We start from the raw sequence: 24,387 nt of genomic DNA on the forward strand, positions 1-24,387 counted from the left end.
CGCAGCGATTACGCTGCGGCCGACGGTGACAACGTGAGGGAAATATCGCATGTACGGGCGGAAAGGAACAGGTGCGACGTCACTTGCTTTCCGAGGGAGTGCCGGTCAAAGGTACTTGCCGGCACGTCGAGAGGCAGCGAAGTGATTCCAGAGAAGATAAAGGCACAAAAGAGTCGGGAAGGGGTCATACATGGCTGGTTCGGGAGCTATGACCTCGCGCTGTCCGCAGGGACCGAGCAGGCTTCCGTAGCCAAGCTCGACGCGCGGTTCTCCCTGTCATCGCTGCCCGGGTGGAAGCTCACAGAAGCCGTCTTGGATTCAGGGCGCTTCAGACCTCGGGCAGGCGACTGGGTGTCGGATGTATTGCCCGTCGATCTCGGGATTTTCTCCCTTGACGACGAAGACCATCTTGCCGCGCTGCTCTGGCTCGCCGAGTTGTTCGAGGACACCTACGCCGCCAGTGGCGGCTCGACGCCCATCGCGTCTGAAGCGCTACCCCCTGTGCCGGAGAACTTCTACTGCCAAGCGGGTTGTGCGGGCGGTAGGCCGTGGGTCTCCGGGACGGCCTCGGATTCACCTCTCCGGCTGCCGGCGTACGAGAACTGGCGCACGTTGTTCACGAGATGCGCTCCAGAGGACCCCCACCGCGGCGAAGGCTGGCCGACCATCGCCGAACTGCACAGCCGCCTGAATTCGCCGTGGTCACGCCGAGCCGGCCGCCTGTGCGCACGGACCTTCGAGAGCTACCGAAACGGGTTCAGGAGAGCTGCGGCGAACATCGCGGTCCCCGGGGTCGACTATCTACACCTGCTCCTGACATGGCTGGGAATTGTCATGTCCTATCGCGTGACCCTGTCCGAACTCGCCCGCAGGGAAAAGGTAGCCGCCGAACAGGCGGGCGGGACCGCTCCGGAATCCATTCCACTGACCCCCAAAGTGCATCAGCGCACCACGCACGGTGCCCCCGAAACCATCGGAGTGGACAGCTATAAGCACATACCGGGCCTCATGCTGGGATGGTGGAATGTAGTCGGCACAGACGGAATGCCGGAGACGGAGCAGCGGGCGAGGCTGTACCTCTGCCTCACCTCGATGGCAGATTACGGAAAGAGTTATCAACGTCTGGGCCTCGACAGCGGCCTCGAACTCCCCGAAGACTTGCATTTCGACACGATCGGTCACTCGGCATGGCGCCACACTGTGGGCAACCATGGGATATGTTTCCAGCGGGAGATGGACTCGATCGCCGGCTCTGCCCCTTATCAAATCGTCGACGCATGCTTTCCCGGTTGGCTGTCCGAGTATCCCGCACGCGTGCGACTCGCCGCCATGGTTTCCATGGGATATTCGAACTACGGCGTATGGGCTTTCCCGGATCCGAAAGACCTGAGAGAAATGCTTTACGGCGCCTGGAACATGATGCTCTCGGTGCTGGCAGCGTCCCTCACCGACCTCGACGCCGAGGCCGCGATCTTCGAGACGGGAACCCTCTGCCGGGGGCTGCCTCCCCAGGCTGCCAGTCGGCTCGTCGGCCACCTGCCCGAATATCTGCCGCTCGGCCCCGAGAACGACGATGCCACAGACCGGATGCTTCTGTCCGGAATGGGCTACTGCTGGTGGGGCGAGCGCGGCAACGTCTACGCCCGTGTGCAACGGCTCGCCGCATACCTCAACGGCAGGCCCGTGCCAGACACGCCCACGCTCTCGGAGTGGAACCAGTCGCAGGCCACCACCGCTGCCGCCGTGCGAAGCCGAACCGCTGCCGGACGTGCGCTCATCGAACACAGCCGCAGTCTCCACACCACGGGCACCAGCGACGCCGCAGAGCGCGCCACCACATGCATGTGCTCCGAACGACTTGACGACGAGTTGACCTACGTCCTCCACGGACTGGACCGCCGCTCCGCCGGCAAGGACAGCGCCGGCACTCTCACCGACGCGCTGGACAAGGAGGTGCTCCTCTGGCACGCCACGCCCTCACTTCGCTCAGAGATGATCGCGAACACGCCCAACACCCGAGTCGCCATACGACGTCTGCTCGGAGCAGTCATGCAGCCCGGCGCAGCCCAGGACCTCATGCTGCGAGCCTTCTGCGAAGGACACGTGACGTGCCAGCGCACCACTGAGCTCGGACCAAAGTGAGGTCTCCAGGTACCGGAGCAAGGACCGCGGACAACATGACGCCGGCCTCTTGGACCCTGTCGGGTCGCAAGAGGCCGGCGTCGTGCTGTGGGTCAGGGGGCTACTTGATGTAGACCAGTCCGTCCGTGGTGATCGTGGGACGGCCGCTGGTGGCGACCACGACGATCTTCACTGTGTGCTTGGCGCTGCTGGACCAGTTCTTGGTCCAGATCGCCTGGCGGTACAGGGTGGTGGAGGACTTCAGGTCGACCGTGGCGGCCTTGACGCCGTCGACGTAGACGTACGCCTGGCCCGAGGTGGAGGCGCGCGAGACCACCCAGGCCGCGGAGCGGCCGGTGAAGGTCCACGTCAGGCTCGCGCTCTTCGAGCCGCTGGAGTACGACTTGCCGCCGAGGTAGCTGGTCGACGAACGGGCCGTCCAGGTACCGGACTTGGTGGCCGAGGTCTCCTGAAGGATCATCGGGGTGAAGGCCGGGGAGGACGTGCGGTAGTTGCCCGCGTAGTCGTAGGCCCGCATGGACCAGGTGGCGGCGGTGCCGGACGCGGCGGTGCGGCTGGAACTGGTCGTCGTCGGGCCGAAGGTGGCCGCCGTCGGCGACAGCAGCTTCACCGAGCTCAGTGCCGTGTTGTCCGCGGCCTTCCAGCCGAGGGTGACCGGGACGGCAGTGGTGTTGACGGTACCGGTGCGCAGGGAGAGGTTCGGGCCGGTGGTGAAGGTCGGCGCGGTCGTCTCCGCCACGAAGTTCAGCGCGGCCGTGGTCGTGGTCTTGCCCGACTGGTGCACGGCCCGCACGGCAACGGTGTGGCTGCCCAGGGCCAGGGTGGTGCCGACCGAGGTGGCGGTGCCGGAGGCGGAGGCCACGGCCTTGCCGTCGACCAGCAGCTCGAACTTGGAGATCAGCGAGCCCGGCGTGGTGGTCGTCCAGTTCGCGGTGATGGCGCCCTTGGTGTAGTACGTCGAGCCCGAAAGGCCCGCGCCACTGACCGACGTGACCTTCAGCCCCTGCACCGGGCCGGACGCCCAGGAGCGGATGGTCGGCAGCTGGCCGTAGAGCGAGGTGCCGGGGCACGCGGTGTTGTAGCCGTCGCGGTGACCGGAGATCCGGTTGAAGGTGTACTTGTTGCCCGCGGTGTAGCTGAGGCCCGTGCCGCTCGGCTGGGTCGCGCCCGCCGTGAGGCTCACGGTCGAGGAGGGGTCGGCGCCGTACTGGCCGAGCTTCCAGGACGCGATCCGGGCGACCGAGGCCAGCGCGGCGTTGGAGGCGCCGGTGGAGGTGTACTCACCGAGCACCGCGATGCCGGTGGACTCCCGGTTCCAGCCGTAGGTGTGCGCGCCGAGCACGGGCAGGTCGACGCCGCCCTTGCGGCCCTCGAAGATCGTGCCGCACTTGTCGACCAGGAAGTTGTAGCCGATGTCGTTCCAGCCGTTGGTCTTCGTGTGGTACGCGTAGATGCCGCGCACGATCGACGCCGAGTCGGCGCACGAGTACGTGTTGGACCCGTCCGTGTGGTGGACGAAGACGGCCTTCACGTCGGCGTTGTACTCCGACGGGTCGGGGCTGAGCGACTCGTCGGCGCCCCAGCCGACGCGCGAGACGATCGGCGGCTGCGGCACACTGGACGGCGGCGCGGTGGGCCTGGTGGGCGAAGGGCTCACGGACGCGCTCGGGGACGTGCTCGCCGAGGTGGAGGCCGACGCGGACGCCGGAGCGGAGTCACTCGGAGACGCCGACGCACTGTCCGACGGCGACGCGCTGTCCGACGGCGAGGTGCTGTCGCTCGGGGAGACGGAGTCGGTGGGCGACGCGCTCGGGTCGGCGACGGTCCCCGCCACATACCCGGCCGGCTCGGCCTTCGTCTCGGCCTCGGTCACCACTCCGGGGTCGACCAGGTTGACCTTGAGCCCCTTGGGCAGGGCGGAGGCGACGGAGCCGTTCTTGCGGACGACCTGCACCTGGACGCCGTCGGAGGGGCCGACCCACAGCGGCTCGGACGCGCCGTGGGCGGCGGCTCGTGCCGTCGGGTCCTCCAGCGGGTCGACGTTCACCTCAAGGTCCTGCCAGGCCGACCACTCGCCGGTCTTCAGGCTGTGGGTGCGCACCTGGGCCGTCCCGTGCAGCCGCTCGGCGGCACGCGTCCAGGAGACGCCGAGCATCGAGAACTGCTCGGTGTCCGTGCGCGGCAGCTCCCGCTTGTCGTTCCCGGTGCCCTTCAGCGCCAGGTCAAAAACCTTCACCGGCCTCTTGGCCCGGCCCGCCGCGCCGGTATCGCCGGACGGGCTGGCGACCGCGTAGGTCACCACGCCTCCGGCTCCGAGGACCACGGCACCCAGCGTCAGCCAGGCCCGTCGCTTCATGCTCAGCGGTCTGTACGCATGCGACGTACGACGGCTCACGACGTATCCACCCCCATAGAAGGCCGGCAGAAGGCCGGCGGGAAAGTCACGTGGGGCACACCTGTCACAGAGGTTGCCGCTTCTATCAGCGCTTCCCGAGCTACGGATGTCACGGAAAGGCGGCCAGATGTGGTGCAGACCACTTCCTTCGTCGGAGTGCGGGCGTCGCCTGTGGGAACTGGTTCCCCGCGCATCGCTCCCCGTGTGACGTCTGTGGCGACGTGTGCGCTGTACCTGGCGGACCGGTCGAACCGGTCCCGTGGTGTTCGCTCGCCCCCCTGAGCGGATGCGCACGCAGGGAACCGGGCAGACGCGATCCCCCCGTCGTCTGCCCGGCCCGGCGCCCGCACAGGCAGGCCGAGACACGAGAGTGGACGCCGATGTCCCAGGCGGCGGTGAGCGGGTCAGGCGCGTGGGTAGCGGGTCAGCCAGCCCGGTGACGCCCCGGCGGGGCCGTGCAGGGCGGGCCCCTGGGTCATTTCCATGGCGAAGTCGTCGGCCAGTTCCAGGATGGTCGGGCGGCCCTCCAGCTCGGCGAGCCAGGCCGGGGGGAGTGCCGTTTCGCCGTGGAGGGCGCCGAGGAGGCCGCCGGTGATGGCGCCGGCCGCGGCGGAGGGTCCGCTCTGGTTGACGGCGAGGCAGAGCCCGTGGCGTACGTCCTCGCAGACCAGGGCGCAGTAGACGGACGCGGCCAGGAGACCGTCCGCGGTGCCGTCGCCGGCCAGTTCCTCCACCCTCGCCGGGCTCGGCAGGCCCTGCCGTACCGCACCCAGCGCGTGCTGCAGCGCGTCGGCGAGGGGCTGGTGGCCGGGGCGGGCGGAAAGCAGGGAGAGGGTGCGCTGGACGGCGGCGTCGAGGCTCTCACCGCGGGCGAGGGCGTGCACGATGACGGCGTAGGCGCCGGCGGAGAGACAGGCCAGGGGGTGGCCGTGGGTCTGTGCCGCGCACTCCACCGCGAGCTGGAGGACGAGTTGGGGCTCCCAGCCGACGAGGAGGCCGAAGGGGGCGGAGCGGGCCACGGCCTCGGGGCCGAGTTCGCCGGGGTTCTTGGGGGACTCCAGCGTGCCCATGGTGTCGTCGCCGAAGCCGATGAGGAGGGACCGGGCCGGGTCGCGGCGGGCGTACAGCCACTCCTCGCGGGCCAGCCAGCCGTCGTCCTTGCGGCGTTCGTCGGGGCCCCAGTCCCGCTGGGTGGCCGCCCAGCGCAGATACGCCCGGTGCAGATCCGTCGGCGGATGCCAGGCCCCGGTGTCGCGTCGCACCTGCGCACGGATCAGCCCGTCCACGGTGAAGAGGGTGAGCTGGGTGTGGTGCGTGACCGTACCGCGCCGCCCGTGCCCGAAAGCGAGGTCGAGCAGGCCCTCCGCGCCGTACGCCGAGCGGATCTCCTCGAGGTCCAGCGCGTCGGCCGGCCCGCCCAGCGCGTCCCCGACGGCGGTGCCGAGCAGGGTGCCGCGCACGCGGCTACGGAAGTCCTGTTGCTCGGAGCGGCCCCAGACCGCGCCGGTTGTCGCACTCACCCAGACCTCCTACGGCACCGTCCGCACGTACGACGTCAGCACTGTAATCGACCGGGGTCGATCAATTCACGGGGGCAAATCCGCCCCGCTGGGTCATTCCCGTACAGCTATGAGCGCTTCGCCCTCGCGGGAGAGGGGAGGGAGGAAGGGGTGAGGAGGGGGGAGGAGAGGAGGAGGAAGGGGGGACTGATGCCAGGGCGTCAGGAGCTCGCCTCCGCCTCGGCAGCCTCCCGGATCCTGCGGATCTCCTCGATGGCGGCCGTCGGGTCCCGCTCCCCCGTATCCACCACGCGCTCCAGTTCCCGCAGGCGGGCTGCGCGTTCGGGATGCCCCTCGATGGCAACGAACACGGCCCAGGAATGCACGAAGGCACGCAGCGGCGCGAGGCTCTGGGTCTGGAGGGCGTTCGTCGCGGCTTCGAAAAGATGCTGGGTGAGAGCGGGCATCGAGCTCGGCGCGATGCGCGTGACCTCGGTCCGCAGGGCGTCCGGCGTCGGATCGGACACGGAAGCCGTCAGGCCTTGGGCAGGAAGCCGTGGTTCCGCAGCTCCTGGACGGCGGCGGCGATCTCGAACTCGCTCTCCGGGAGCTGTCCCGCCAACGCCGCGACGCTGATGGGAGCCCCTTCGGGCAACGACCGGATAAGGACCCCGACGCCGATCGCCATGAGGGACAGCTCCGGGTGCAGGGCGAGATCTTCATGCCCCGCGAAGACGCGTGCCTTGGGCGTGGTCCGGTACCTGAAGTCCCGGGGACGGTAACCGTAGGTCATCTTGGAGGTACTCCTCTCCTGAGGGGGCATGGTGGCCGGTCAAGCTGCTTTCCCAGCCAGTGCTCGGCAGTCGCGGCAGCGCCCGGGACGAGCGGATCTGAACGCCCGGTCGCAGCCGTCGCAGGTCTGGAGCGGATCACGGCGGGGCGGTGCGGGCGTGTCGCGCGGAACACGAGCCGGGGTCGGCAGATGGGGAGGCAGTTGCGCGGTGAGGCGATGGGCCAGGAAGGCGGCCGGATGCTTGATCTCCCCTCGTGGCAGGCCCTCTGTGAGCGCGCGTACGACGGCTGTGGGCGGGACACCCCGATCCAGCCACCTGGACACGAACGATGCCAGGCGCTGTACGTCCCGCTCGCTGAGGATCAGCCGGGAGTCGTACGCCCGGAGCCCGGCCAGCAGCTCGGCGGCCTTGCCCGACGGCGTAGGCGCGGGCGTCTTCGGCGGGGTGGAGGCGAGGGCGGGGGCGGTTGCCTCAGGGGCTCGGGCGGCTTCGCGCATCGCGAGACGCGGCCTGTTGTACGCGTACGTCCGGGTCACCACCTGGCCGGACGGAAGGCGCTCCCTCTCGCGCAGATGAAACCCGTACTTCTCCAGCTCGCGCAGGGCTGCCGCGATCCTGATCTCTCCCTCGGGCAACCGCGCCGCCAGGTCCTTGATACCGACCGAGGCTCCCTCGGGCAGCGACTGGATGTAGGACCCGACGCCCCTCGCGAAGACGGACAACTCCGGGTGCTGGAGCAGCTCGTTGCTGAGCACGGTGAAGTTGGCGTCGAGGGGTTCCTTCACATGGGTGACGCCGTAGTGGGAACGGGCGGACTTCGGGTGCGCGGGCGCGTTACGCTGCTTGCTAGTCATCGGGAAGCGTCTTCTTCCTCGGTGATCAGGCCCTCGCAGTGGGATGCCAGTCCCGGCGGGGGCCGATGCATGTGTGGACGTGTTGTCGTCGCCGACGCTGCACCACAACTGCCCCGCCACGCCAGCCGCGTTGGGCATATTCACTCCGGGGAGTGATCGACGGGGGCGGTGGGGGTGGGGTTGGTTCTTTCCCCGGTTCTTTGGTCTTTGACGTCGCGCCCGACCGGGTCGTGGCCCACCGCGACCCGGTGCGAGTCCGGTCCACGGCGGGCCCCGGCGTCCGCCGACTTCACCGGGTCGTGGGCACCCGGGACCCGGTCGCACGTCGGATTTCTCGTTCCGGTCACCCGACACTCCCGCCCCTCCCTACGCTGATGAGTGACGACCTAGTCGCGGAGGGTGAGCGTGGAGGACGAAGAGGCCGAGGCCGTGCTCAGGACGGTCGGGCGGCAGATCAAGGTGTGGCGGGAGGCCGCCGGACTCACACAGGGCGAGCTGGGCGCGCGGATCGGGTACGGCGCGGATCTGGTCTCGGCGGTGGAACGCGGAGTGCGGGTCCCTCAGACGGAGTTCCTGGACGCAGCCGATGAAGCGCTGGGTGCGGGCGGGAAGTTGTCCGCGATGAAGGAAGACGTGGTGAAGGCGAGGTACCCGAAGAACGTTCGGGACCTGACCAAGCTGGAGGACGAGGCCCTTGAGATGGGGGCTTACGTCAGCAACCACATCCACGGTCTGCTGCAGACAGCCGCGTACGCGCAGGCGGTGCACGCCTTGCGGCGGCCGGCGTACACCGAGGAGGAGATCGAGAGGCTGGTCGCGGCACGCATGGCACGCAAGGCCGTCTTCGATCGTGTGCCACGCCCGCTGATCACGTTCGTCCAGGAGGAGGTGACCCTACGACGTCCCGTCGGCGGCAAGGCCGTTCTACGTGAGCAGCTCGAACACCTCCTGGAAGTCGGCACGTTGCCGCACGTGGAGATCCAGGTGATGCCCACGGACCGTGAGGACCACGCGGGTCTGAGCGGGCCTATCCGGCTGCTGAAACTCCGGGGCGGGAAGACTGTGGGACACCTGGAAGTCCAGCTGCACAGCCGTCTGATCAGTGATCCCAGGGAAGTTCAGATCCTCGATATGCGCTATGGAATGATCCGGGCGCAGGCTCTCTCCCCCCGAGAGTCCCTCGCCTTCATCGAGAAAGTGCTGGGAGAAGAGACATGACCTCCACGCCGCTGGAGTGGTTCAAGAGCAGCTACAGCAGCGCCGACGGACCCGACTGCGTCGAAGTAGCCATATCCCCCGCCACCGTCCACATCCGCGACTCCAAGAACAAGGAAGCCGCCGAACTCGCCGTCAGGGGCTCCGCCTGGGCCGAGTTCGTGACGTTCGCGAGGCGCTGAGCCTCAGTCCCCGCGCGGGGCGCGGGGGGCGTCACGCACTGCGAAGAGCTCGGCGAGGGCGTCGGCGACGCGCTCGCCGCGCCCTCCCCCCTGCACCAGCGCCTGCGCCCACCGCCCCGTCGGCCTCATCCAGTCACCCCCGCATCTGGCCCATCTGAAGTACGACATAGGGGTGAGTACCAGATCGCCTTCTCCGAGCTCTCGAAGAATTCGAAGCGCGTTGCCGAAACACTCGACCAGACTCAGCGCGTACACATCACGCGCCAAGACGGTGAGGACCTGTACCTGACGACAGTGCGCCATGACCAGCAGCGCGAGGAGACGGCGGACATCACGGCTCGCCTTCTCGCCGCCCTCGTCCGCAGCAACGCCGGCGAGCGGGCCATACTGCGCGCACTCCCCTCGGTCTTCCCGTGGGTCCGCCACCTGTCGGCGGACGAGCTGAAGCAGCTCGTTACCGAACTCATCGACGCCACGCACGACGCGGCACAGTGGGACGTTCACGGCAATCTCCACCGGATCGTCGTCGAATGGCGCGCGACGGCACGTGTCCTCGCCGACCCCGAGATCGCCGCGCAGCTCACCCGGCGACTGCCGGACGAGGACCACGGCGAGGTGACCGCGCCGTGAGCCCGAAGCGTGGCGCCGACGCCGCTCCGCCCCCGACGGAACCACTCTGACGCAAAGCGATCGGGAGAACTCCCCTTCTGTCAGGGAGAATTCAGCAATGACCACCACCCCCACCCGCCACACCGGCCTCCCCCTGGCCGCCGGTGTGCTCACCGGCATCCTCGCCCTCTACATCACCCTCGTCGCCGTAGGGAACATCACCGACTTCGGGACGAACCAGCAGTTCGTACGGCATGTGCTCGCGATGGACACGACGTTCCGGGACGACGACCTGATGGGGCGGGCGATCACCGGGACCGGGCTCCAGGACGCCGCGTACGTCGCGATCATCGTGTGGGAGTCGGTGGCGGCGCTCGTACTGATCTGGGGGACCTGGCTGTGGGTGCGGGGCCGGGGCGACCGGGCCCGGCGGGCGTCCACCTACGGGCTGCTGATGCTGCTGACGCTCTTCGGCGCCGGGTTCATCGCCATCGGCGGGGAGTGGTTCGCCATGTGGCAGTCGAAGACCTGGAACGGGCTGGACGCGGCGACCCGGGTGTTCCTGCTGAGCGGGGTGGCCTTGATCGTCAACCAGCTGCCGGGCGGACGGGCCGAGTAGACCCGGTTATTCGACGACCGTCACCCGGGTGTCGAAGTCGCCGAAGGCCCACAGCGCGGCTCCGTCCTCCTTGTGGAGGCGGATGCCGCCTGTCTGCTTGCCGTTCGCGGGCGGCGGCGAGGAGCCGTCAATGGCGTTGGAGAAGCCTATGTCCACGCCCGACGCCGCGGTGAAGTACAGGATGTGCTCGATCGCCACCCCGTCGCTGCCGGTGGTGGCGGGCGTGCGGTTGATGACCGAGTAGCGGCCGGGCGGCGGGCTCACCGTGCCCGGCCACACCGTGAAGGTGCGCGTGGCCCTGCCGGTCGCGTCGACCAGCCACAGCCGCTTCTCGGCGAGGGAGTACACGATCCGGCGGCCGGTGCCCGAATGCTCGGGCACCGCGGGCGGAGCCGACTGCTGCGGGGTGGCGGAGGGGTGCGCCCCCGCCGATGCCGACGCGCTCGGCTTGACCGTCGCGGCCGTGGGATGCGGCCCGTGTTCCGCCTGGACGGCGAGGGCGACGACGGCGGCGGTCGCACCCACCGTCAGTCCGGAGACCCAGGCCCACGAGGGCAGTCGGGCAGCCACGGGTACGCATCTCCTCCGCTACGGGTCCCCCTTCTCAGAACTGGGGTCCGATCATCGTACTCAGTCCCGGCTCGGTCGAGGACCCGCAGCGGGTCTCAGTCCAGCACCGGCAGCAGGTCGGGCAGGTGCCCGTCCGAGGCCTGCGCCGCCCGCCGCCGCTCCTCGGACACCTCGCCGTAGAGGGTGGTGCGGGGCCTGGCGGGCCGGCCGGCGGCCTCCGCCACCGCGACCAGGTCCCGGACCGACTTGTACGAGCCGTACGACGAGCCCGCCATCCGCGAGATCGTCTCCTCCATGAGCGTGCCACCCAGGTCGTTCGCCCCGGAGCGGAGCATCTCCGCCGCCCCCTCCGCGCCCAGTTTGACCCAGCTTGTCTGGATGTTGGGGATGTACGGGTGCAGGAGGAGGCGAGCCATGGCCGTCACCGCTCGGTTGTCCCGCATGGTCGGACCCGGCCGCGCGATGCCCGCCAGGTACACCGGCGCGTTGGTGTGGATGAAGGGGAGTGTGACGAACTCCGTGAAGCCTCCCGTGCGCTGCTGGATCCCGGCCAGCGTGCGCAGGTGGCCCAGCCAGTGGCGGGGCTGGTCCACATGGCCGTACATCATCGTGGAGGAGGACCGGATGCCCAGCTCGTGGGCGGTCGTGATCACCTCGATCCAGGTGGCCGCGGGCAGCTTGCCCTTGGTCAGCACCCAGCGGACCTCGTCGTCCAGGATCTCCGCCGCCGTACCGGGGACGGAGTCCAGCCCCGCATCCTTCGCCGCTGACAGCCACTCCCGGACGGACATGCCGGTGCGGGTCGCGCCGTTCACCACCTCCATCGGCGAGAAGGCGTGGACGTGCATGCCGGGGACACGCTCCTTCACCGCCTTCGCGATGTCGAAGTACGCCGTGCCCGGCAGGTCCGGGTGGATCCCGCCCTGCATGCACACCTCGACCGCGCCCACGTCCCAGGCCTGCTGGGCCCGGTCGGCGACCTGCTCCAGGGAGAGCGTGTACGCGTCCGCGTCCGTCCTGCGCTGCGCGAAGGCGCAGAAGCGGCAGCCGGTGTAGCAGACGTTGGTGAAGTTGATGTTCCGCGTGACGATGTACGTCACGTCGTCGCCGACCGCCGACCTGCGCACGTCGTCCGCGACCCGGCACAGCGCGTCCAGCGCCGGTCCGTCCGCGTGGAACAGGGCCAGGGCCTCGGCGTCCGTGAGCTTCGTCGGGTCGTCGGCCGCCGTGCGCAGCGCCTGCCGTACGTCCGTGTCGATCCGCTCCGGCGCCATGCCGGGGGCCGCCGCCTCGCGCAGCGCCTCCCAGTCGCCGTAGACCTCGTCGAAGTCGTCGCGCCGGTCAAAGGTGCGGCCCTCGGTATCGATCGTCGCGTGCAGTTCCGTACGGCCGGAGGGCACGAACACCTCCTCCGGCTCCTGCCAGGGCAGTCCCTCCGGGAGCGCGTCGGGGCGGGCGAGGCCCGTCTCGGGGTCGGCGAGGGCGTCGACGTGCGGGCGCAGCCGCGGGTCCAGCCAGGGCTCGCCGCGTCGGACGAACTCCGGGTACACACAGAGGCGTTCGCGCAGTTCGAAGCCGGCGGCCCGGGAGCGCTCGGTGAGTTCCTCGATCTGCGGCCAGGGCCGTTCGGGGTTGACGTGGTCGATGGTGAGCGGCGACACCCCGCCCCAGTCGTCGATGCCGGCGCCGATCAGCCGTTCGTACTCGCTGTCCACGAGGTTCGGCGGGGCCTGCAGACAGGCGCTCGGGCCCATGATGTGCCGGGCGACGGCGATCGTGGCGACCAGGTCGTCCAGTTCGGCGTCCGGCATGCCGCGCATCGCCGTGTCGGGCTTGGCACGGAAGTTCTGGATGATCAGTTCCTGGATGCCGTGGTAGGCGCGGGAGACCTTGCGCAGCGCGAAGAGGGACTCGGCCCGCTCCTCGTAGGTCTCGCCGATCCCGATGAGGAGACCGGAGGTGAAGGGGACGGAGGAGCGGCCGGCGTCCTCCAGCACCCGCAGCCGCACGGCGGGTTCCTTGTCCGGGGAGCCGAAGTGGGGGCCGCCGGGCTCGGACCACAGGCGGGTGGCGGTCGTCTCCAGCATCATGCCCATGGAGGGCGCGACGGGCTTGAGCCGCTGGAAGTCCGTCCAGCTCATGACGCCCGGGTTGAGGTGGGGCAGCAGGCCGGTCTCCTCCAGGATGCGGATGGAGACGGCGCGGACGTAGGCGATGGTGTCGTCGTAGCCGTGCGCGTCCAGCCACTCGCGCGCTTCCGGCCAGCGGTCCTCGGGCTTGTCGCCGAGGGTGATGAGGGCTTCCTTGCAGCCGAGGGCGGCGCCCTTGCGGGCGATGTCCAGCACCTCGTCCGGGGACATGAACATCCCGTGTCCCGCCCGGCGCAGCTTGCCGGGAACGGTGACGAAGGTGCAGTAGTGGCACTTGTCCCGGCACAGCCGGGTGAGGGGGATGAAGACGCTCTTCGAGTAGGTGATGACACCGGGCCTGCCCGCCGCGTCCAGACCCGCGTCCCGCACCCGGGCGGCGGACGCGGCGAGGTCCGTCAGAGCCTCGCCGCGGGCCTGGAGGAGCACCGCGGCCTCGGCGACGTCGAGGGCGACGCCGTCCCGGGCGCGTTTGAGGGCGCGACGCATGGAGTTCTCGGTCGGGCCGGTTCCGGAGGTCGCGGAAGTCGTCATCTCTCGAGGATACGTTCGGGCTGATCAGGCCAGCGGGCTCCCTTCGCGCCTACAGGAAGCTCGCATAACCGTCCAGCGCGCGCAGCACCTCCGCTTCCCCCGCCGGCGGCAGCTGGAGCACGACCTCCTCGATGCCCAGTTCGGCGTAGTGGGCGAGTTTGCCCGGGGTCGGCAGGACCGCGTACGGGACGATCTGGAGCGCGGCCGGATCCCGGCCCGCGTCGGCCCAGACCGAGCGCAGCACCGGCAGGGACTCGCCGAGACCCCTGCCGCCGATGGGCAGCCAGCCGTCGGCGTACTCGGCGATGTGCGCGAACAGCTTCGGCCCGGCCGCCCCGCCGACGAGCGTGCGCGGGCCGGTGACCGGGCCGCGCGGCTTCTGCGCCGGCTTGGGGTGGGCGTGGCTCGCCCGTACGCTCCCGAACTCGCCTTCGTAGGAGGTCGGTTCTCCCGCCCACAGGGTCTGCATCAGCCGCATCCGGTCCCGGACCAGCTCCCGCCGCGTCCGCCAGTCCACACCGTGGTCGGCGGCCTCCTCCACGTTCCAGCCGTAGCCGAGGCCGAGCGTGAGACGGCCGTCGGAGAGGTGGTCGAGAGTGGCGATCTGCTTGGCGAGGGCGATGGGATCGTGCTGGGCGACGAGGGTGATGCCGGTGCCGAGCCCCAGGCGTTGGGTGACGGCGGCGGCCTGGGCGAGGGCGACGAAGGGGTCGAGAGTACGGCCGTACTCGCGGGGCAGGTCGCCTCCGGCGGGGTACGGGGTGGTGCGCTCGACGGGGATGTGGGTGTGCTCGGGGAGGTAGAGCCCGGCGAAACCGCGCTGCTCGAGTTCGCGGGCGAGGGGGGTGGGGGCGATGGTCTCGTCGGTGAGGAAGATCGTGACGGAGATGCGCATGGGGTATCTGTACCGAGGTTGGGCCCCGGTGTCGATACCGACTGGTCGGGATTGGGGCGCCTTTTGTGGGGAGGTGGTTCCCTGCTGTTGGCGGGTGCGGCGCCGGTTAACAGCGAGTGTGGGGTGTTCTTCGTTGTACTGCTAATTCTCCCCCTGCACCCGGACGTTGAAAACGATGTATCCACCGTTCTGCCCGAGGTAGCCGTCTTGGTTCTTGCCGAGCAGAGCACCTGTAGTGGTGAAGGAGGCGTCTCCCTTCAGCGGAGCACCGTCCTTCGGAGTATCCGCCGTGACCATCCGGGCGGAGCCTGCAACGTAGGTCAAGGTGATCTGATCGGGGCCGACGAAGTTACAAGACGACCAGACATCAGACGGCGCGGGCGGTACGACATTGGACGCCGAAAGATGAGCTTCAACGCCAACATTCGGCTTCGGCGTGGCGTCGGGTAGACCGATTCGAGCTTTGGCGTCGTGAAGCATAGCGAGAAGGTTCTCACCCGTGTCGGGGCTCGCCATCTGCGCGAGATTCGGTGCAACGTCATTATCGAAATACAGGGAGCACTCATAGGTGTGCCCGGGGTGCTCGATGACCTCGTTCGAGTAGTACGTCCCCTCCTGCGCGAGGTCACGACACCCAAAGAAGTTGCGCTCATCCCCGATGGTGGGGTGGTCAGTGATCGAATTGAATACCGGCGCGGCTGCGGGTGATTTCATCGTGTAGGTCTCACGGCGTGGCCCCCAACCGGTGGTGTTGTTGATCTCCCCGACAGGAGCGCCGCTGGGTGCCTCGGCCGTTGGATTGGTCGTCCCTGCCCGATTCCCCGGACGCGGGATGACACCGGTGTATATGAGCGCACCAACCGCGATTAGCGCCCCGACGCACATCACGGTGAGTACGACTTCATATGGGCGCAGTGGTCGGTAACGAGGGTTGCGGGGAGCTGCCGCCCTTCGCGACCAACGCATGACCGCCCGTACCTTGCCCCTGCGGCCGGCGTCTGTTTGATCGGCCGCTTCCACCGTCACGGCGTCGTCGCCCTGGTCGTCCTCGGGCAACGCGGGGAGAGCAGCCTTCAGGTCGATCGGTTCCGCGGGGGTGCAGGCGGCAGTCTGGTTCGCCTCGGCCAACTGCCGGGCGGCAGCCTCTTGAAACGAGGGGTTCTCAGCACGAGCGAGGATCAGGCTCGCGAGCACACGGAAGCCAGCCTCTTCATGACGTTCGTGCGTCTTGGTAGTGCCGCCCGTGAAGTAGGGCGGAGTTACTGAGCTGCCCGACTCACCGCACGCCCAGCTACGACGTTGAGTGAGGTTGCCGTGGTCTACCAGCGGCACGCCCTGGTCGTCGTCACCGATACCCAACGCCACACGCACCGCGCGTTGGACGAGTGGCTTCCTCAGTCGTGCGCTGACACCAGCCGAGGCCATGTTGAAGGTTGGCTCACCCATCCTTCCGATGAGGTCGCCGAGCACTTGAAGCGCCGCTTCTTCGTTACCCGGAGTCCCCAGCAGTTCGGTCAGGTGGCCTGCGCGGTAGTCGGCCAGCTTGACGGGTGTGGCCCCCTCCTCCCGCCGCAGGGCCTTGAACGCCTCCACCAGGTCGTCGACGTCGCTCACGGAGAACCCCCTCACCCAATGCATCGGTGCAGTTCAGCGCACCCGACAGCACTGGACACCACTGGACATTTTAAGTGTCGGCCTTCCTGGCGTGTACTGTCCGCCGTTCCCTGAACCACCGTTCTCAACAAGGTCGCAGGCATCAAGCCCGACACCGGAAGAGCAAGGAGAACGGAGCTATGGGCAGCAGCCTTGAACTGTTCGGGATGCCGGAGCGTGGCAGGCGACGCGGGAGCGCGTTGGAGCGCCAGCGCGAGAAGGTCGCGTCGCAGACCGAAGTCGACGTCTACAAGTTGCTGGGCGACGGCAAGAAGGAAGAAGTCAAGGCGATGATGCGCAAGCGTCTCGCCGAGGCCGGGATGGAGGACGTGACTGACGTCGCGAACCTCGCCCGTGAGTTGGCGGGACAAGACGCCTACCTCGCGTCCCTGTTGATCCCCATCGCCCAGGAGTACGCCCGGGTGACGGCACGCAGCGTCCACGACTTCGGACGTGGCCGGGGGTTCGAGTGAAGCTCGCCCTTGAACTGATTTTCGGCCTCATCGGCGTCGTCGTGGGCTTGGCCTTCCTCTTCTGGTGCATCGAGGAATGGTTGGAAGGCAGGCGCATCTCACGGAAATTCGGCCGCTGGAAGCCCTGGAGGCCGAAGCCCGCCGCCGTCACCAGAAGTACCAGGCAATCAAACAGCTTCGAGACACGGCGCGAACGGTGCGGCGTGAACGTGATCGGGGGTCGATGTGAAGCGCAAGACCTGGCCTAAGCCGCCTTCCCTCAAGTGCCAGACCGTGAAGTCCGTCTGCTACGGGCGGGGCTTCTCGCGGTGGACGCGCACGGGCTGCAAGGCCATCTGAGAACGACTCGTCTCGGGGAAGGCAGCCCAAAGGCCGAAGTCACCCCACCAACGCTAGAAGGGGCGTTCGCTGAGAGCGCCCCTTCCAGCCTCGATCTTTCGTGAGGGTCCGTCGACGGAGTCGGGGGACCTTTTCGGGTTTCGGGGCGGTTGGTGAGCAGGCCGGTGGCCCGACTGTCGTGTCGGGTGGGTGCCGGGTTCCACTGCCCGGGTCGGGTGGTGCTGTCGTCGGGACGGGAAGTTGGCTGGTCAGCCCGGGTTGGGCAGGAGTGCGCGTCGTTCGAGGGCGTCCGTGACCTCGTGGGTCCAGGGCCAGCGGCGGGCCAGGCGGAGGATTCTGCGACGGCCGGTGGTGACGAGTTGGCCAGCCGCAGTCCCCGCCCAGCGCGACCGCCAGAGCAAGGTCCACAAGGATCTTCCCAGGATCGTGGACGGCCCGCGGCTTGCGCCAGGACGCCAGGGCTATGGATATCGCCTGGTCAAGGCCGATCTTGCGGACCGTCTCCAGCAGCAGGACCGCACCGGCCTGCGAGACCACCTGCCGACCGTCTCCCTGGACACGGACACGCGGGTACGACGAGATAGGCTCTCTCACCTGGAAAGTGCTCTTTTCCTTGCAGCCAACAGGACCCTCAGCAAGTCCCATCGTTGCAGGTCAAGGGCACTTTCCGTGTTTCTGATCAACTCCTGGACAGCTCACCTCGTGAAAGCGCGAGGCTAACTTGGACGTGTGAGGACTGTGCGCGGCACTTTGGCCCCAGGTTCACCGGACTACGTCTATCTCCCCTGCGAAGTTCCGGCCGGCACCCGAGAGCTGCGCGTCTCCTACACGTACGACCGGCGGCCCGGCAACGCGCTCGACATCGGGCTCTTCGACGAGCGGGGCGTCGAGCTGGGCGGGCGGGGCTTTCGGGGCTGGTCGGGGGGTGCCCGTACGGAGTTCTTCGTCCGGGGGGATGAAGCGACCCCGGGTTATCTCCCCGGCCCGCTGAACCCCGGTACCTGGCACATCGCGCTGGGGCCGTACACGGTGGCGCCGGAGGGGCTGGCGTACGAGGTGACGGTGACGCTCGTGCCCGGGGAGGCCGGAAAGGCACCGGAGCCCGCCTATCCGCCGTCCCGGGTCGGCGGGCGGGGGCGGGACTGGTACCGGGGGGACTGTCACCTGCACTCCTGGCACTCCGACGGGCGCCGCACGCCGGGTGAGATCGCGGCGCTGGCCCGTGCGGCGGGGCTGGACTTCGTCAACAGCTCCGACCACAACACGAACGCCTCGCACGCCCACTGGGCCGACGCGGCGGGCGAGGACCTGCTCGTGCTGCTGGGCGAGGAGGTCACGACCAGGAACGGGCATGTGCTGGCCGTCGGCACCGACCCGGGCACGTTCGTCGACTGGCGGTACCGGGCGCGGGAGGACCGCTGGGGGCACTTCGCCCGCGAGATCCGCCGGGCCGGCGGGCTGGTCGTACCGGCCCATCCGTACGGCTCCTGCGTCGGCTGCTCCTGGAAGTTCGGGTTCGCGGAGGCGGACGCGGTCGAGGTGTGGAACGGGCCCTGGACTCCCGACGACGAGATGACCCTGGCCACCTGGGACGCCCGACTCGCCGTATCCGCACGGCGGAAGGGGTCCTGGCTCCCGGCCATGGGCAACAGTGACGCCCACCGCGCCCCCGATGCCGTCGGGCTGCCTCAGACGGTCGTCCTCGCCGTCGACCTCTCCCGGGACGCGATCCTGGCCGGTCTGCGCGCGGGCCGTTCGTACGTGGCCGAGTCGCGGCACGTGAACCTCATCTTCACCGCGACCGCCGAGGACGGCCGGCAGGCCGGGATCGGCGAGCGGCTGGGGGTCCCGGAGGACACCCCGGTGACCGTCCGCCTGGAGGTCTCCGGCGCCCACCGGTGCACAGCCCGCCTCGTGACCGACCAGGGCGTCCTGCTCACGAGCGGACCGCTGCCGGTGTCGGGGGAGGGCGTGGTCGAGTGGCGTACGACTCCGGCGCGTGCGGCCTACGTACGGGCGGAGCTGCGCCACGAGGCGGCGCTGGGGCCGGTGCCGGGCGCGATGGCCGCGTTCACCAACCCGGTGTTCCTGGGGACCCGTTGAGGACCGTGCGGGTCGCGCGGCGCAGGGCGACGATCCCGGCGACCGCGTCCCCGCGGAGCCTCCACCGCGTCCCCGCGGGCCGCTCGTGGTCGGCCGCGCTCACGAACCGGGCGTTCCCCGGGCGGGTTGCGGGAGTGTCAGCCGCCAGCGGGTCTCGCCGTCCTGTTGCTCGTCGGTGGGGGTGAGTCCCGCGCAGGTGGCGACGGCGGCGGAGGCGTGATGGGCCGGGTGGATGTGGGCGACGACCGTGTGCACCGGCTGGGTGCGCAGCCGGTCCACCAGCCCCCGTGCGGCCTCGGAAGCGATGCCCCGCCCCTGCCAGGGCAGCCCGACCACCCAGGCGATCTCGGCCGTGCCACCGGTCAGCGTGGCCTGGACGGTGCCCGTCAGGCAGTCCTCCTCCCGCAGGCGGATCACCCAGTTCAGCCAGGTGACGGCCGGGTCGGGCGAGCCCGCGGTGAGGCGGACGTAGCGGGCGCGCAGGGCCTCCAGGGGCTGCGGGGCGCCGCCGATGAAGGTGTGCAGGGCGGGGTCGGCCAGCACACCGGCCATCTCCTCCGCGTGCGCGGGCCGCAGCGGCAGCAACGTCAGCCGCTCGGTGTCCACCGTTTCCCCAGGCGTGAAGCGCACGGGCGTACCGTCTCCCCCGTCGGACTGTTCGATCCCTCGAACCACCCAGCATGCAGGAGGCAGCGCCCTCATGTCGTCCCGCTCCGCCGAGTTCAAGCACCGCGTGGTCACGCGATTCCAGCGCTACCTCGCCAACCCCCTCAACCGGCGCCTGCCGTTCCAGGTGCTGCTGGAGACGACCGGCCGCACGTCCGGGCTGCCGCGGCAGACGCCGGTGGGCGGGCGGCGGGTCGGTGAATCCTTCTGGCTGGTCTCCGAGTTCGGCTACAAGTCGCAGTACGTGCGCAACATCCAGGCCGACCCGAAGGTGCGCGTCCGTATCGCCGGCCGCTGGCACCAGGGCACCGCGCACCTCCTCCCCGACGACGACCCGGTCGCCCGTCTGCGCTCGCTGCCCCGGTTCAACAGCGCGGCGGTACGGGCGTTCGGCAACGACCTGATGACCGTGCGGGTGGATCTGGAGGGCTGAGGGCGCTACCGCACCTGCATCGGCGGCGGCGCGGGACGGTCGACGCGGGGTGCGGAGCCTCACCTTCCGAAAGGGCGCATGAGGGGTGGCCTGGGCGCCGCGGCTGGCTAGGCTGCCCCTTCTGAACGATGGCCACAGCGCCGGGGTGCAGCAGCGCAGGGCGCGCTTACCGAGGGGGATTGAAGGACGCATGGCAGATCGCCGGACACTCCAGTTGCTCGACCACATGCGCCGGGGCATGCCGTTCGAGTTCGCGACCACGATGTCGACGATGAAGCGGCTCGCGACGCTGGTGTCCACCGCGGAGCTGTTCGGCTACCAGTACGCCGGGGCCCGGCAGGAGGTCTTCTCCATCAAGCTGCGCTTCACCCCCGACCTCAGCCCGCAGGCACAGGCACGCGCCGCGCAGTACTGGCCGTACGCACCGCAGGTGCCCGGGATCCCGCCGCAGACGCTGGAACTCGACAAGAAGCGCGTCCTGTTCGACCTGACCGGCAAGGCCGCGCTGCTGAGACGGCTGCCGGTCGTGGGGGTGGCCCTCTTCCTGGCGTCGCTCCGCTCACTCAGCTTCCTGGGCGACTCCGCGGGTCTCGCCCTCGGCTATTTGTGCGTCATGGTCGTCCTGGTCGGCGTCGGCATCTGGGTCAACTTCCTTCGTCACAGGAAGGCCGGCGTCTATCTCCAGACAGCGGGCTTCGTACGCCACGAGCCGTCCCCCGGCCAGGTCTTCTACCTCCCGCCGGGCTCCCAGCAGCAGTACTGGCAGCCGCAGCCTCCGCAGTACGGGCAGCAGTACGGGCAGCAGGCGCCCGGATACGGCCAACAGGTACCCGGTTACGGCGGCCAGTCCCAGCAGCCGCAGCCCCCATACGGCGCACCGCAGCACCAACAGCAGCCCCCTCAGTACGGGCAGCAGCAACCGCCGCAGTACGGCCCACAGGCGCAGCAGCACGGGCAGCAGTCGCCCTTCGGCGGCCCGCCGCCGCAGTAAAGGGGGAGGGGCGGCACCGGTCACCCCGGCCAGACGATCGCCTGCACCTCGCTGTACGCGTGGAGCGCGTACGAGCCGACGTCGCGGCCGACTCCGCTGCGCTTGAAGCCGCCGAACGGCGCCTCCATGTTGCGGCCGACCGTGTTGATCCCGACGCCGCCGGCGCGCAGGCGGCGGGCGACGCGGAAGGCGCGGGCCACGTCGCCCGACCAGACGTAGTCGATCAGGCCGTACTCGGAGTCGTCGGCGAGGGCCACGCCCTCGTCCTCCTCGTCGAAGGGGATGACCGCCACCACCGGGCCGAAGATCTCCTCCCGGGCCACGCGCATGTCGTTCGTGCAGTCGGCGAGGAGGGTGGGCGCGACGTAGAAGCCGCGTTCCAGGGGCGGGCGTTCGCCGCCGGTGACCACGTTCGCCCCTTCCTTGCGGCCCAGTTCGACGTACGACTCCACGCGCGCCCGGTGTTCGGCGGAGATGAGCGGGCCGACCACCGTGTCGGGCTCCCTCGGGTCCCCGATCTTCAACCGGCGTGCGTAGGCGGCCAGTTGCTCGACCAGGCGGTCGTACACGCCCCGCTGGGCCAGGACCCGGGTCGGGGCCGTGCAGATCTGGCCGCTGTAGAAGGAGAACGTCGTGCCGATGCCGGCGACGGCCGAGGCCAGGTCGGCGTCGTCGAAGACGAGCGCGGCGCCCTTGCCGCCCAGCTCCATCAGCTGGCGTCTCATGTCCCGCCCGCACACCTCGGCGATGCGCCGGCCGACGGCCGTGGACCCGGTGAAGCTGACCATGTCGACGTCGTCGCAGGCCACGACCTCCTCCCCCACGGCCACCGAGCGCCCCGAGACCACGTTCACCACGCCCGGCGGCGCCCCGGCCGCCTCCAGCGCCTCGGCCATCCGGTACACGGACAGCGGGTCCTGCGGGGCCGGCTTCACCACCACGGTGTTGCCCATGGCCAGCGCCGGCGCGACCTTGCCGGCCGGGTTGGCCCACGGGTTGTTGTACGAGGTGACGCACGTGACGACCCCGACGGGCTGCCGTACCGCGAGCGCGCCCATCACGCCCGCCTTCCCCATCGGGCCGGCCTCGTTGATCTGCGGGGCGATCGCCCACTCGGCGGGCTCCACCGTGGCGTACCGGCGGAAGCGGGCGGCGGCCACGCCGACCTGCATCGCCCGCGCCGTCCCGGTCGTCGCCCCGGTCTCGGCCCGCGCCAGCTCGGCGTACGGCACGAGCCGCTCGCGGATGATCTCCGCGGCCCGCCCGAGTATCGCCGCCCGCTCCTCCGGCCGGGTCCGCGACCAGCGCCCGAACGCCTCGCGCGCCGCCGCGCAGGCCTCCCGCGCCTGCTCCGGCGAGGCCTCCGGGGCGAGTCCGACGGTCTCCTCGGTGGCCGGATCGGTCACCGGGTGGAAGCCGGCGCCGGGCTCGACCCACTTCCCGCCGACGAACAGCCGCTGCTCCCGGCGCTCCCGCCGCACTTCGCTCACCTGGTGCTCACCGTCCCGGTGTCGCGCCCGGACCGCAGTACCCGGCCCGGCACGGCGCCGCTCACCACATCGTCGCGGATCGCCTCGACGCCGTTGACCCACACGGCCCGTATCCCGAGCGCCTTGGAGTCCAGCCGTGGACTGTCACCCGGCAGGTCGTGCACCAGGGTGGCCTGACCCGCGTCGATCCGCTCCGGGTCGAACAGCACCAGGTCCGCATGCCAGCCCTCCCTGATCCGGCCCCGCTCGCGCAGCCCGAACAGCCGCGCCGGGTCGTCCGTCAGCATCTTCACCGCCTGTTCAAGACCCACCAGCTTCCGACGGCGCAGACAGTCCCCGAGGAACCGGGTGGTGTAGGGCGCCCCGCACATCCGGTCCAGGTGGGCGCCCGCGTCCGAGCCGCCGAGCAGGACGTCCTCGTGCTGCCAGGTCTCGGCGCGCAGGGCCCAGGAGTCGGGGTCGTTGTCGGTCGGCATCGGCCAGAGGACCGTCCGGAGTTCGTCGTTCGCGCAGATCTCCACCAGGCAGGCGAAGGGGTCCAGGCCCCGCTCGGCGGCGATGTCCCGCACCACCCGCCCGGTCAGTCCCCGGTTGGCCTCGCTGTAGGTGTCCCCGATGACGTACCGCCCGAAGTCCGCGAGCCGCCGGAAGACCCCCGCTTCCTTGGACCGGGCGCGCCGCAGCATCTCGGCGCGGACCTCCGGGTCCCGCAGCCGCTCGATCCGCTCGGGAACGGGCAGCCCGAGGATCGGCCCCCACCCCGGGATCAGGTTCAGGGCGCAGAAGGTGCCCAGGGACATGTTCATCGGGGTCAGGATCGGCATGGTGAGCGCCACCACCCGCCCGCCCGCCTTGCGTGCCCGTTCGCTCGCGCTCAGCTGCCGGGGCACCCGCTCCGGCACGGCGGCGTCGATGGTGAGCACGTTCCAGTTGAGCGGCCGGCCCGCCGCCGCGCTCATCTCCACGAACAGATCGATCTCGGCGTCGCTGAACTGGTCCAGACACCCGGCCACGATCGCCTCGATCTGCGTCCCCTCGTGCTCGCCGACGGCCCGCGAGAGCGCCAGCAGCTCCTCGGGCCGGGCGTGCCGGGACGCGACCGGCTGTCCGTCCCCGTCGGAGTGCGTACTGGACTGGGTCGTGGAGAACCCCCACGCCCCCGCGTCCATGGCCTCGTGCAGCAGCTGGAGCATCTCCGCGAGCTGCTCCTGCGTCGGCTGCCCGCCCACCGCGTCCGGCCCCATCACGTGCCGGCGCAGCGCACAGTGCCCCACCATGAACCCCGCGTTGACCGCGATCCGCCCCTCCAGGGCGTCCAGATACTCCCCGAAGGAGTGCCAGTTCCAGGGCGCCCCCTCCTCCAGCGCGACCAGGGACATCCCCTCCACCTTGGACATCATCCGCCGCGTGTAGTCGGCGTCCTCGGGGCGGTCGGGGTTGAGCGGGGCGAGGGTGAACCCGCAGTTCCCGGCCGCGACCGTCGTCACCCCGTGGTTGAGGGACGGCGTGGCGTACGGGTCCCAGAAGAGCTGGGCGTCGTAGTGGGTGTGGGGGTCGACGAACCCGGGGGCGAGGACGAGGCCACGCGCGTCCTCGCTGGTGCGGGCTTCTTCGGTGATCTCTCCGATCGCGACGATACGACCGTCTCGTATCCCCACGTCGGCGACGAAGGCGGGCGCCCCGGTGCCGTCCACGACGGTGACGCCCTTGATGACATGATCGAGCACAGGGGGCTCCCTTTTCGACTCCGGGGTGCTGGCTTACCTAGGGGCGCGGGGCTGTAT

Annotated in this window: 22 protein-coding genes and 1 pseudogene; 9 read left to right on the forward strand and 14 right to left on the reverse strand. The window is 69.8% G+C overall.

What is annotated here, in order from left to right; genetic code table 11:
• Window positions 1-141: 141 nt before the first annotated feature.
• Complete coding sequence (locus tag ACWD5D_RS37965) at window positions 142-2,142, forward strand: hypothetical protein (protein WP_451377361.1); 2,001 nt, start codon at window positions 142-144, stop codon at window positions 2,140-2,142.
• 100 nt (window positions 2,143-2,242) lie between these two features.
• On the opposite strand, the gene ACWD5D_RS37970 is transcribed toward ACWD5D_RS37965, so the two are convergent.
• From ACWD5D_RS37970 to ACWD5D_RS37990, 5 genes are all read right to left on the reverse strand, one after another.
• Window positions 2,243-4,498, reverse strand: coding sequence for an N-acetylmuramoyl-L-alanine amidase (locus ACWD5D_RS37970; protein WP_451377362.1), 2,256 nt, complete (start codon window positions 4,496-4,498; stop codon window positions 2,243-2,245).
• Window positions 4,499-4,941: 443 nt separating this feature from the next.
• Entirely contained in the window at window positions 4,942-6,057 is a 1,116-nt protein-coding gene (locus ACWD5D_RS37975; RefSeq protein WP_451377363.1) for an ADP-ribosylglycohydrolase family protein, read from the reverse strand.
• Between the two features lie 200 nt (window positions 6,058-6,257).
• Window positions 6,258-6,563 (reverse strand): hypothetical protein, encoded by a 306-nt coding sequence (locus ACWD5D_RS37980; RefSeq protein ID WP_451377364.1) that lies wholly within the window; start codon window positions 6,561-6,563, stop codon window positions 6,258-6,260.
• A gap of 8 nt (window positions 6,564-6,571) precedes the next feature.
• The gene (locus tag ACWD5D_RS37985) at window positions 6,572-6,829 is read right to left on the reverse strand and encodes a hypothetical protein (RefSeq protein WP_451377365.1); all 258 of its coding nucleotides are present in this window, start codon (window positions 6,827-6,829) and stop codon (window positions 6,572-6,574) included.
• A 39-nt stretch (window positions 6,830-6,868) separates the two neighbouring features.
• Window positions 6,869-7,684, reverse strand: coding sequence for a helix-turn-helix domain-containing protein (locus ACWD5D_RS37990; RefSeq protein WP_451377366.1), 816 nt, complete (start codon window positions 7,682-7,684; stop codon window positions 6,869-6,871).
• Window positions 7,685-8,089: 405 nt separating this feature from the next.
• On the opposite strand from ACWD5D_RS37990, the gene ACWD5D_RS37995 reads away from it, so the two are divergent.
• Together ACWD5D_RS37995 and ACWD5D_RS38000 are read left to right on the forward strand one after the other, a co-directional pair.
• On the forward strand, window positions 8,090-8,902 hold the full coding sequence (locus ACWD5D_RS37995) for a helix-turn-helix domain-containing protein (protein WP_451377367.1): 813 nt from the start codon (window positions 8,090-8,092) through the stop codon (window positions 8,900-8,902).
• Entirely contained in the window at window positions 8,899-9,081 is a 183-nt protein-coding gene (locus ACWD5D_RS38000; RefSeq protein ID WP_451377368.1) for a DUF397 domain-containing protein, read from the forward strand. Before ACWD5D_RS37995 ends, ACWD5D_RS38000 begins: the two co-directional genes overlap by 4 nt.
• 3 nt (window positions 9,082-9,084) lie before the next feature.
• Here ACWD5D_RS38000 and ACWD5D_RS38005 read toward each other — a convergent pair whose 3' ends face one another.
• Entirely contained in the window at window positions 9,085-9,210 is a 126-nt protein-coding gene (locus ACWD5D_RS38005; protein ID WP_451377369.1) for a hypothetical protein, read from the reverse strand.
• Window positions 9,211-9,375: 165 nt separating this feature from the next.
• On the opposite strand from ACWD5D_RS38005, the gene ACWD5D_RS38010 reads away from it, so the two are divergent.
• Window positions 9,376-9,711, forward strand: a complete 336-nt coding sequence (locus ACWD5D_RS38010) for a prevent-host-death family protein (RefSeq protein WP_451377370.1) — start codon at window positions 9,376-9,378, stop codon at window positions 9,709-9,711.
• A gap of 97 nt (window positions 9,712-9,808) precedes the next feature.
• Window positions 9,809-10,309, forward strand: a complete 501-nt coding sequence (locus ACWD5D_RS38015; protein ID WP_451377371.1) for a DUF2165 domain-containing protein — start codon at window positions 9,809-9,811, stop codon at window positions 10,307-10,309.
• Between the two features lie 6 nt (window positions 10,310-10,315).
• Here the strand turns inward: ACWD5D_RS38015 and ACWD5D_RS38020 are convergent, their stop codons facing one another.
• The 4 genes from ACWD5D_RS38020 to ACWD5D_RS38035 all read right to left on the reverse strand — a co-directional run bounded on the left by ACWD5D_RS38020 (window position 10,316) and on the right by ACWD5D_RS38035 (window position 16,069).
• Window positions 10,316-10,879, reverse strand: a complete 564-nt coding sequence (locus ACWD5D_RS38020) for a hypothetical protein (protein WP_451377372.1) — start codon at window positions 10,877-10,879, stop codon at window positions 10,316-10,318.
• Between the two features lie 95 nt (window positions 10,880-10,974).
• A complete protein-coding gene (locus tag ACWD5D_RS38025; protein ID WP_451377373.1) occupies window positions 10,975-13,560 on the reverse strand; it encodes a bifunctional FO biosynthesis protein CofGH in 2,586 nt (861 codons plus the stop codon).
• Window positions 13,561-13,609: 49 nt separating this feature from the next.
• Window positions 13,610-14,455 (reverse strand): LLM class F420-dependent oxidoreductase, encoded by an 846-nt coding sequence (locus ACWD5D_RS38030; protein ID WP_451377374.1) that lies wholly within the window; start codon window positions 14,453-14,455, stop codon window positions 13,610-13,612.
• Window positions 14,456-14,596: 141 nt separating this feature from the next.
• The gene (locus tag ACWD5D_RS38035; protein WP_451377375.1) at window positions 14,597-16,069 is read right to left on the reverse strand and encodes a hypothetical protein; all 1,473 of its coding nucleotides are present in this window, start codon (window positions 16,067-16,069) and stop codon (window positions 14,597-14,599) included.
• 179 nt (window positions 16,070-16,248) lie between these two features.
• Between ACWD5D_RS38035 and ACWD5D_RS38040 the strand changes: the two genes are divergently transcribed.
• Window positions 16,249-16,581: a hypothetical protein gene (locus tag ACWD5D_RS38040; RefSeq protein ID WP_451377376.1), complete on the forward strand. Its 333-nt coding sequence runs from the start codon at window positions 16,249-16,251 to the stop codon at window positions 16,579-16,581.
• A gap of 708 nt (window positions 16,582-17,289) precedes the next feature.
• Here ACWD5D_RS38040 and ACWD5D_RS38045 read toward each other — a convergent pair.
• Window positions 17,290-17,514, reverse strand: a pseudogene (locus tag ACWD5D_RS38045) (transposase); the annotation flags it as partial.
• Between the two features lie 135 nt (window positions 17,515-17,649).
• Here ACWD5D_RS38045 and ACWD5D_RS38050 point away from each other — a divergent pair.
• Complete coding sequence (locus tag ACWD5D_RS38050) at window positions 17,650-19,023, forward strand: CehA/McbA family metallohydrolase (protein WP_451377377.1); 1,374 nt, start codon at window positions 17,650-17,652, stop codon at window positions 19,021-19,023.
• Window positions 19,024-19,122: 99 nt separating this feature from the next.
• On the opposite strand, the gene ACWD5D_RS38055 is transcribed toward ACWD5D_RS38050, so the two are convergent.
• Window positions 19,123-19,653 carry a GNAT family N-acetyltransferase gene (locus ACWD5D_RS38055; RefSeq protein WP_451377378.1) on the reverse strand — a complete coding sequence of 177 codons (531 nt, stop codon included), beginning with the start codon at window positions 19,651-19,653 and terminating at the stop codon, window positions 19,123-19,125.
• Window positions 19,654-19,723: 70 nt separating this feature from the next.
• On the opposite strand from ACWD5D_RS38055, the gene ACWD5D_RS38060 reads away from it, so the two are divergent.
• Window positions 19,724-20,122, forward strand: coding sequence for a nitroreductase/quinone reductase family protein (locus tag ACWD5D_RS38060; protein ID WP_451377379.1), 399 nt, complete (start codon window positions 19,724-19,726; stop codon window positions 20,120-20,122).
• A 190-nt stretch (window positions 20,123-20,312) separates the two neighbouring features.
• Window positions 20,313-21,113: a hypothetical protein gene (locus ACWD5D_RS38065; protein ID WP_451377380.1), complete on the forward strand. Its 801-nt coding sequence runs from the start codon at window positions 20,313-20,315 to the stop codon at window positions 21,111-21,113.
• Between the two features lie 20 nt (window positions 21,114-21,133).
• Here the strand turns inward: ACWD5D_RS38065 and ACWD5D_RS38070 are convergent, their stop codons facing one another.
• Window positions 21,134-22,603, reverse strand: coding sequence for an aldehyde dehydrogenase family protein (locus ACWD5D_RS38070; RefSeq protein WP_451377381.1), 1,470 nt, complete (start codon window positions 22,601-22,603; stop codon window positions 21,134-21,136).
• Window positions 22,600-24,330, reverse strand: a complete 1,731-nt coding sequence (locus ACWD5D_RS38075) for an N-acyl-D-amino-acid deacylase family protein (protein ID WP_451377382.1) — start codon at window positions 24,328-24,330, stop codon at window positions 22,600-22,602. Before ACWD5D_RS38075 ends, ACWD5D_RS38070 begins: the two co-directional genes overlap by 4 nt.
• Window positions 24,331-24,387: the final 57 nt, after the last annotated feature.

This window comes from Streptomyces sp. NPDC002520 (assembly GCF_053595235.1).

Excerpts from the sequence above, each read along its gene's own strand:
- ACWD5D_RS38015 (WP_451377371.1), top strand. The coding sequence starts at position 9,809 with ATGACCACCACCCCCACCCGCCACACCGGCCTCCCCCTGGCCGCCGGT.
- ACWD5D_RS37990 (WP_451377366.1), bottom strand. The coding sequence starts at position 7,684 with ATGACTAGCAAGCAGCGTAACGCGCCCGCGCACCCGAAGTCCGCCCGT.
- ACWD5D_RS38065 (WP_451377380.1), top strand. The coding sequence starts at position 20,313 with ATGGCAGATCGCCGGACACTCCAGTTGCTCGACCACATGCGCCGGGGC.
- ACWD5D_RS38005 (WP_451377369.1), bottom strand. The coding sequence starts at position 9,210 with ATGAGGCCGACGGGGCGGTGGGCGCAGGCGCTGGTGCAGGGGGGAGGG.
- ACWD5D_RS38040 (WP_451377376.1), top strand. The coding sequence starts at position 16,249 with ATGGGCAGCAGCCTTGAACTGTTCGGGATGCCGGAGCGTGGCAGGCGA.
- ACWD5D_RS37970 (WP_451377362.1), bottom strand. The coding sequence starts at position 4,498 with ATGAAGCGACGGGCCTGGCTGACGCTGGGTGCCGTGGTCCTCGGAGCC.
- ACWD5D_RS37985 (WP_451377365.1), bottom strand. The coding sequence starts at position 6,829 with ATGACCTACGGTTACCGTCCCCGGGACTTCAGGTACCGGACCACGCCC.
- ACWD5D_RS38060 (WP_451377379.1), top strand. The coding sequence starts at position 19,724 with ATGTCGTCCCGCTCCGCCGAGTTCAAGCACCGCGTGGTCACGCGATTC.
- ACWD5D_RS38000 (WP_451377368.1), top strand. The coding sequence starts at position 8,899 with ATGACCTCCACGCCGCTGGAGTGGTTCAAGAGCAGCTACAGCAGCGCC.
- ACWD5D_RS38025 (WP_451377373.1), bottom strand. The coding sequence starts at position 13,560 with ATGACGACTTCCGCGACCTCCGGAACCGGCCCGACCGAGAACTCCATG.
- ACWD5D_RS38030 (WP_451377374.1), bottom strand. The coding sequence starts at position 14,455 with ATGCGCATCTCCGTCACGATCTTCCTCACCGACGAGACCATCGCCCCC.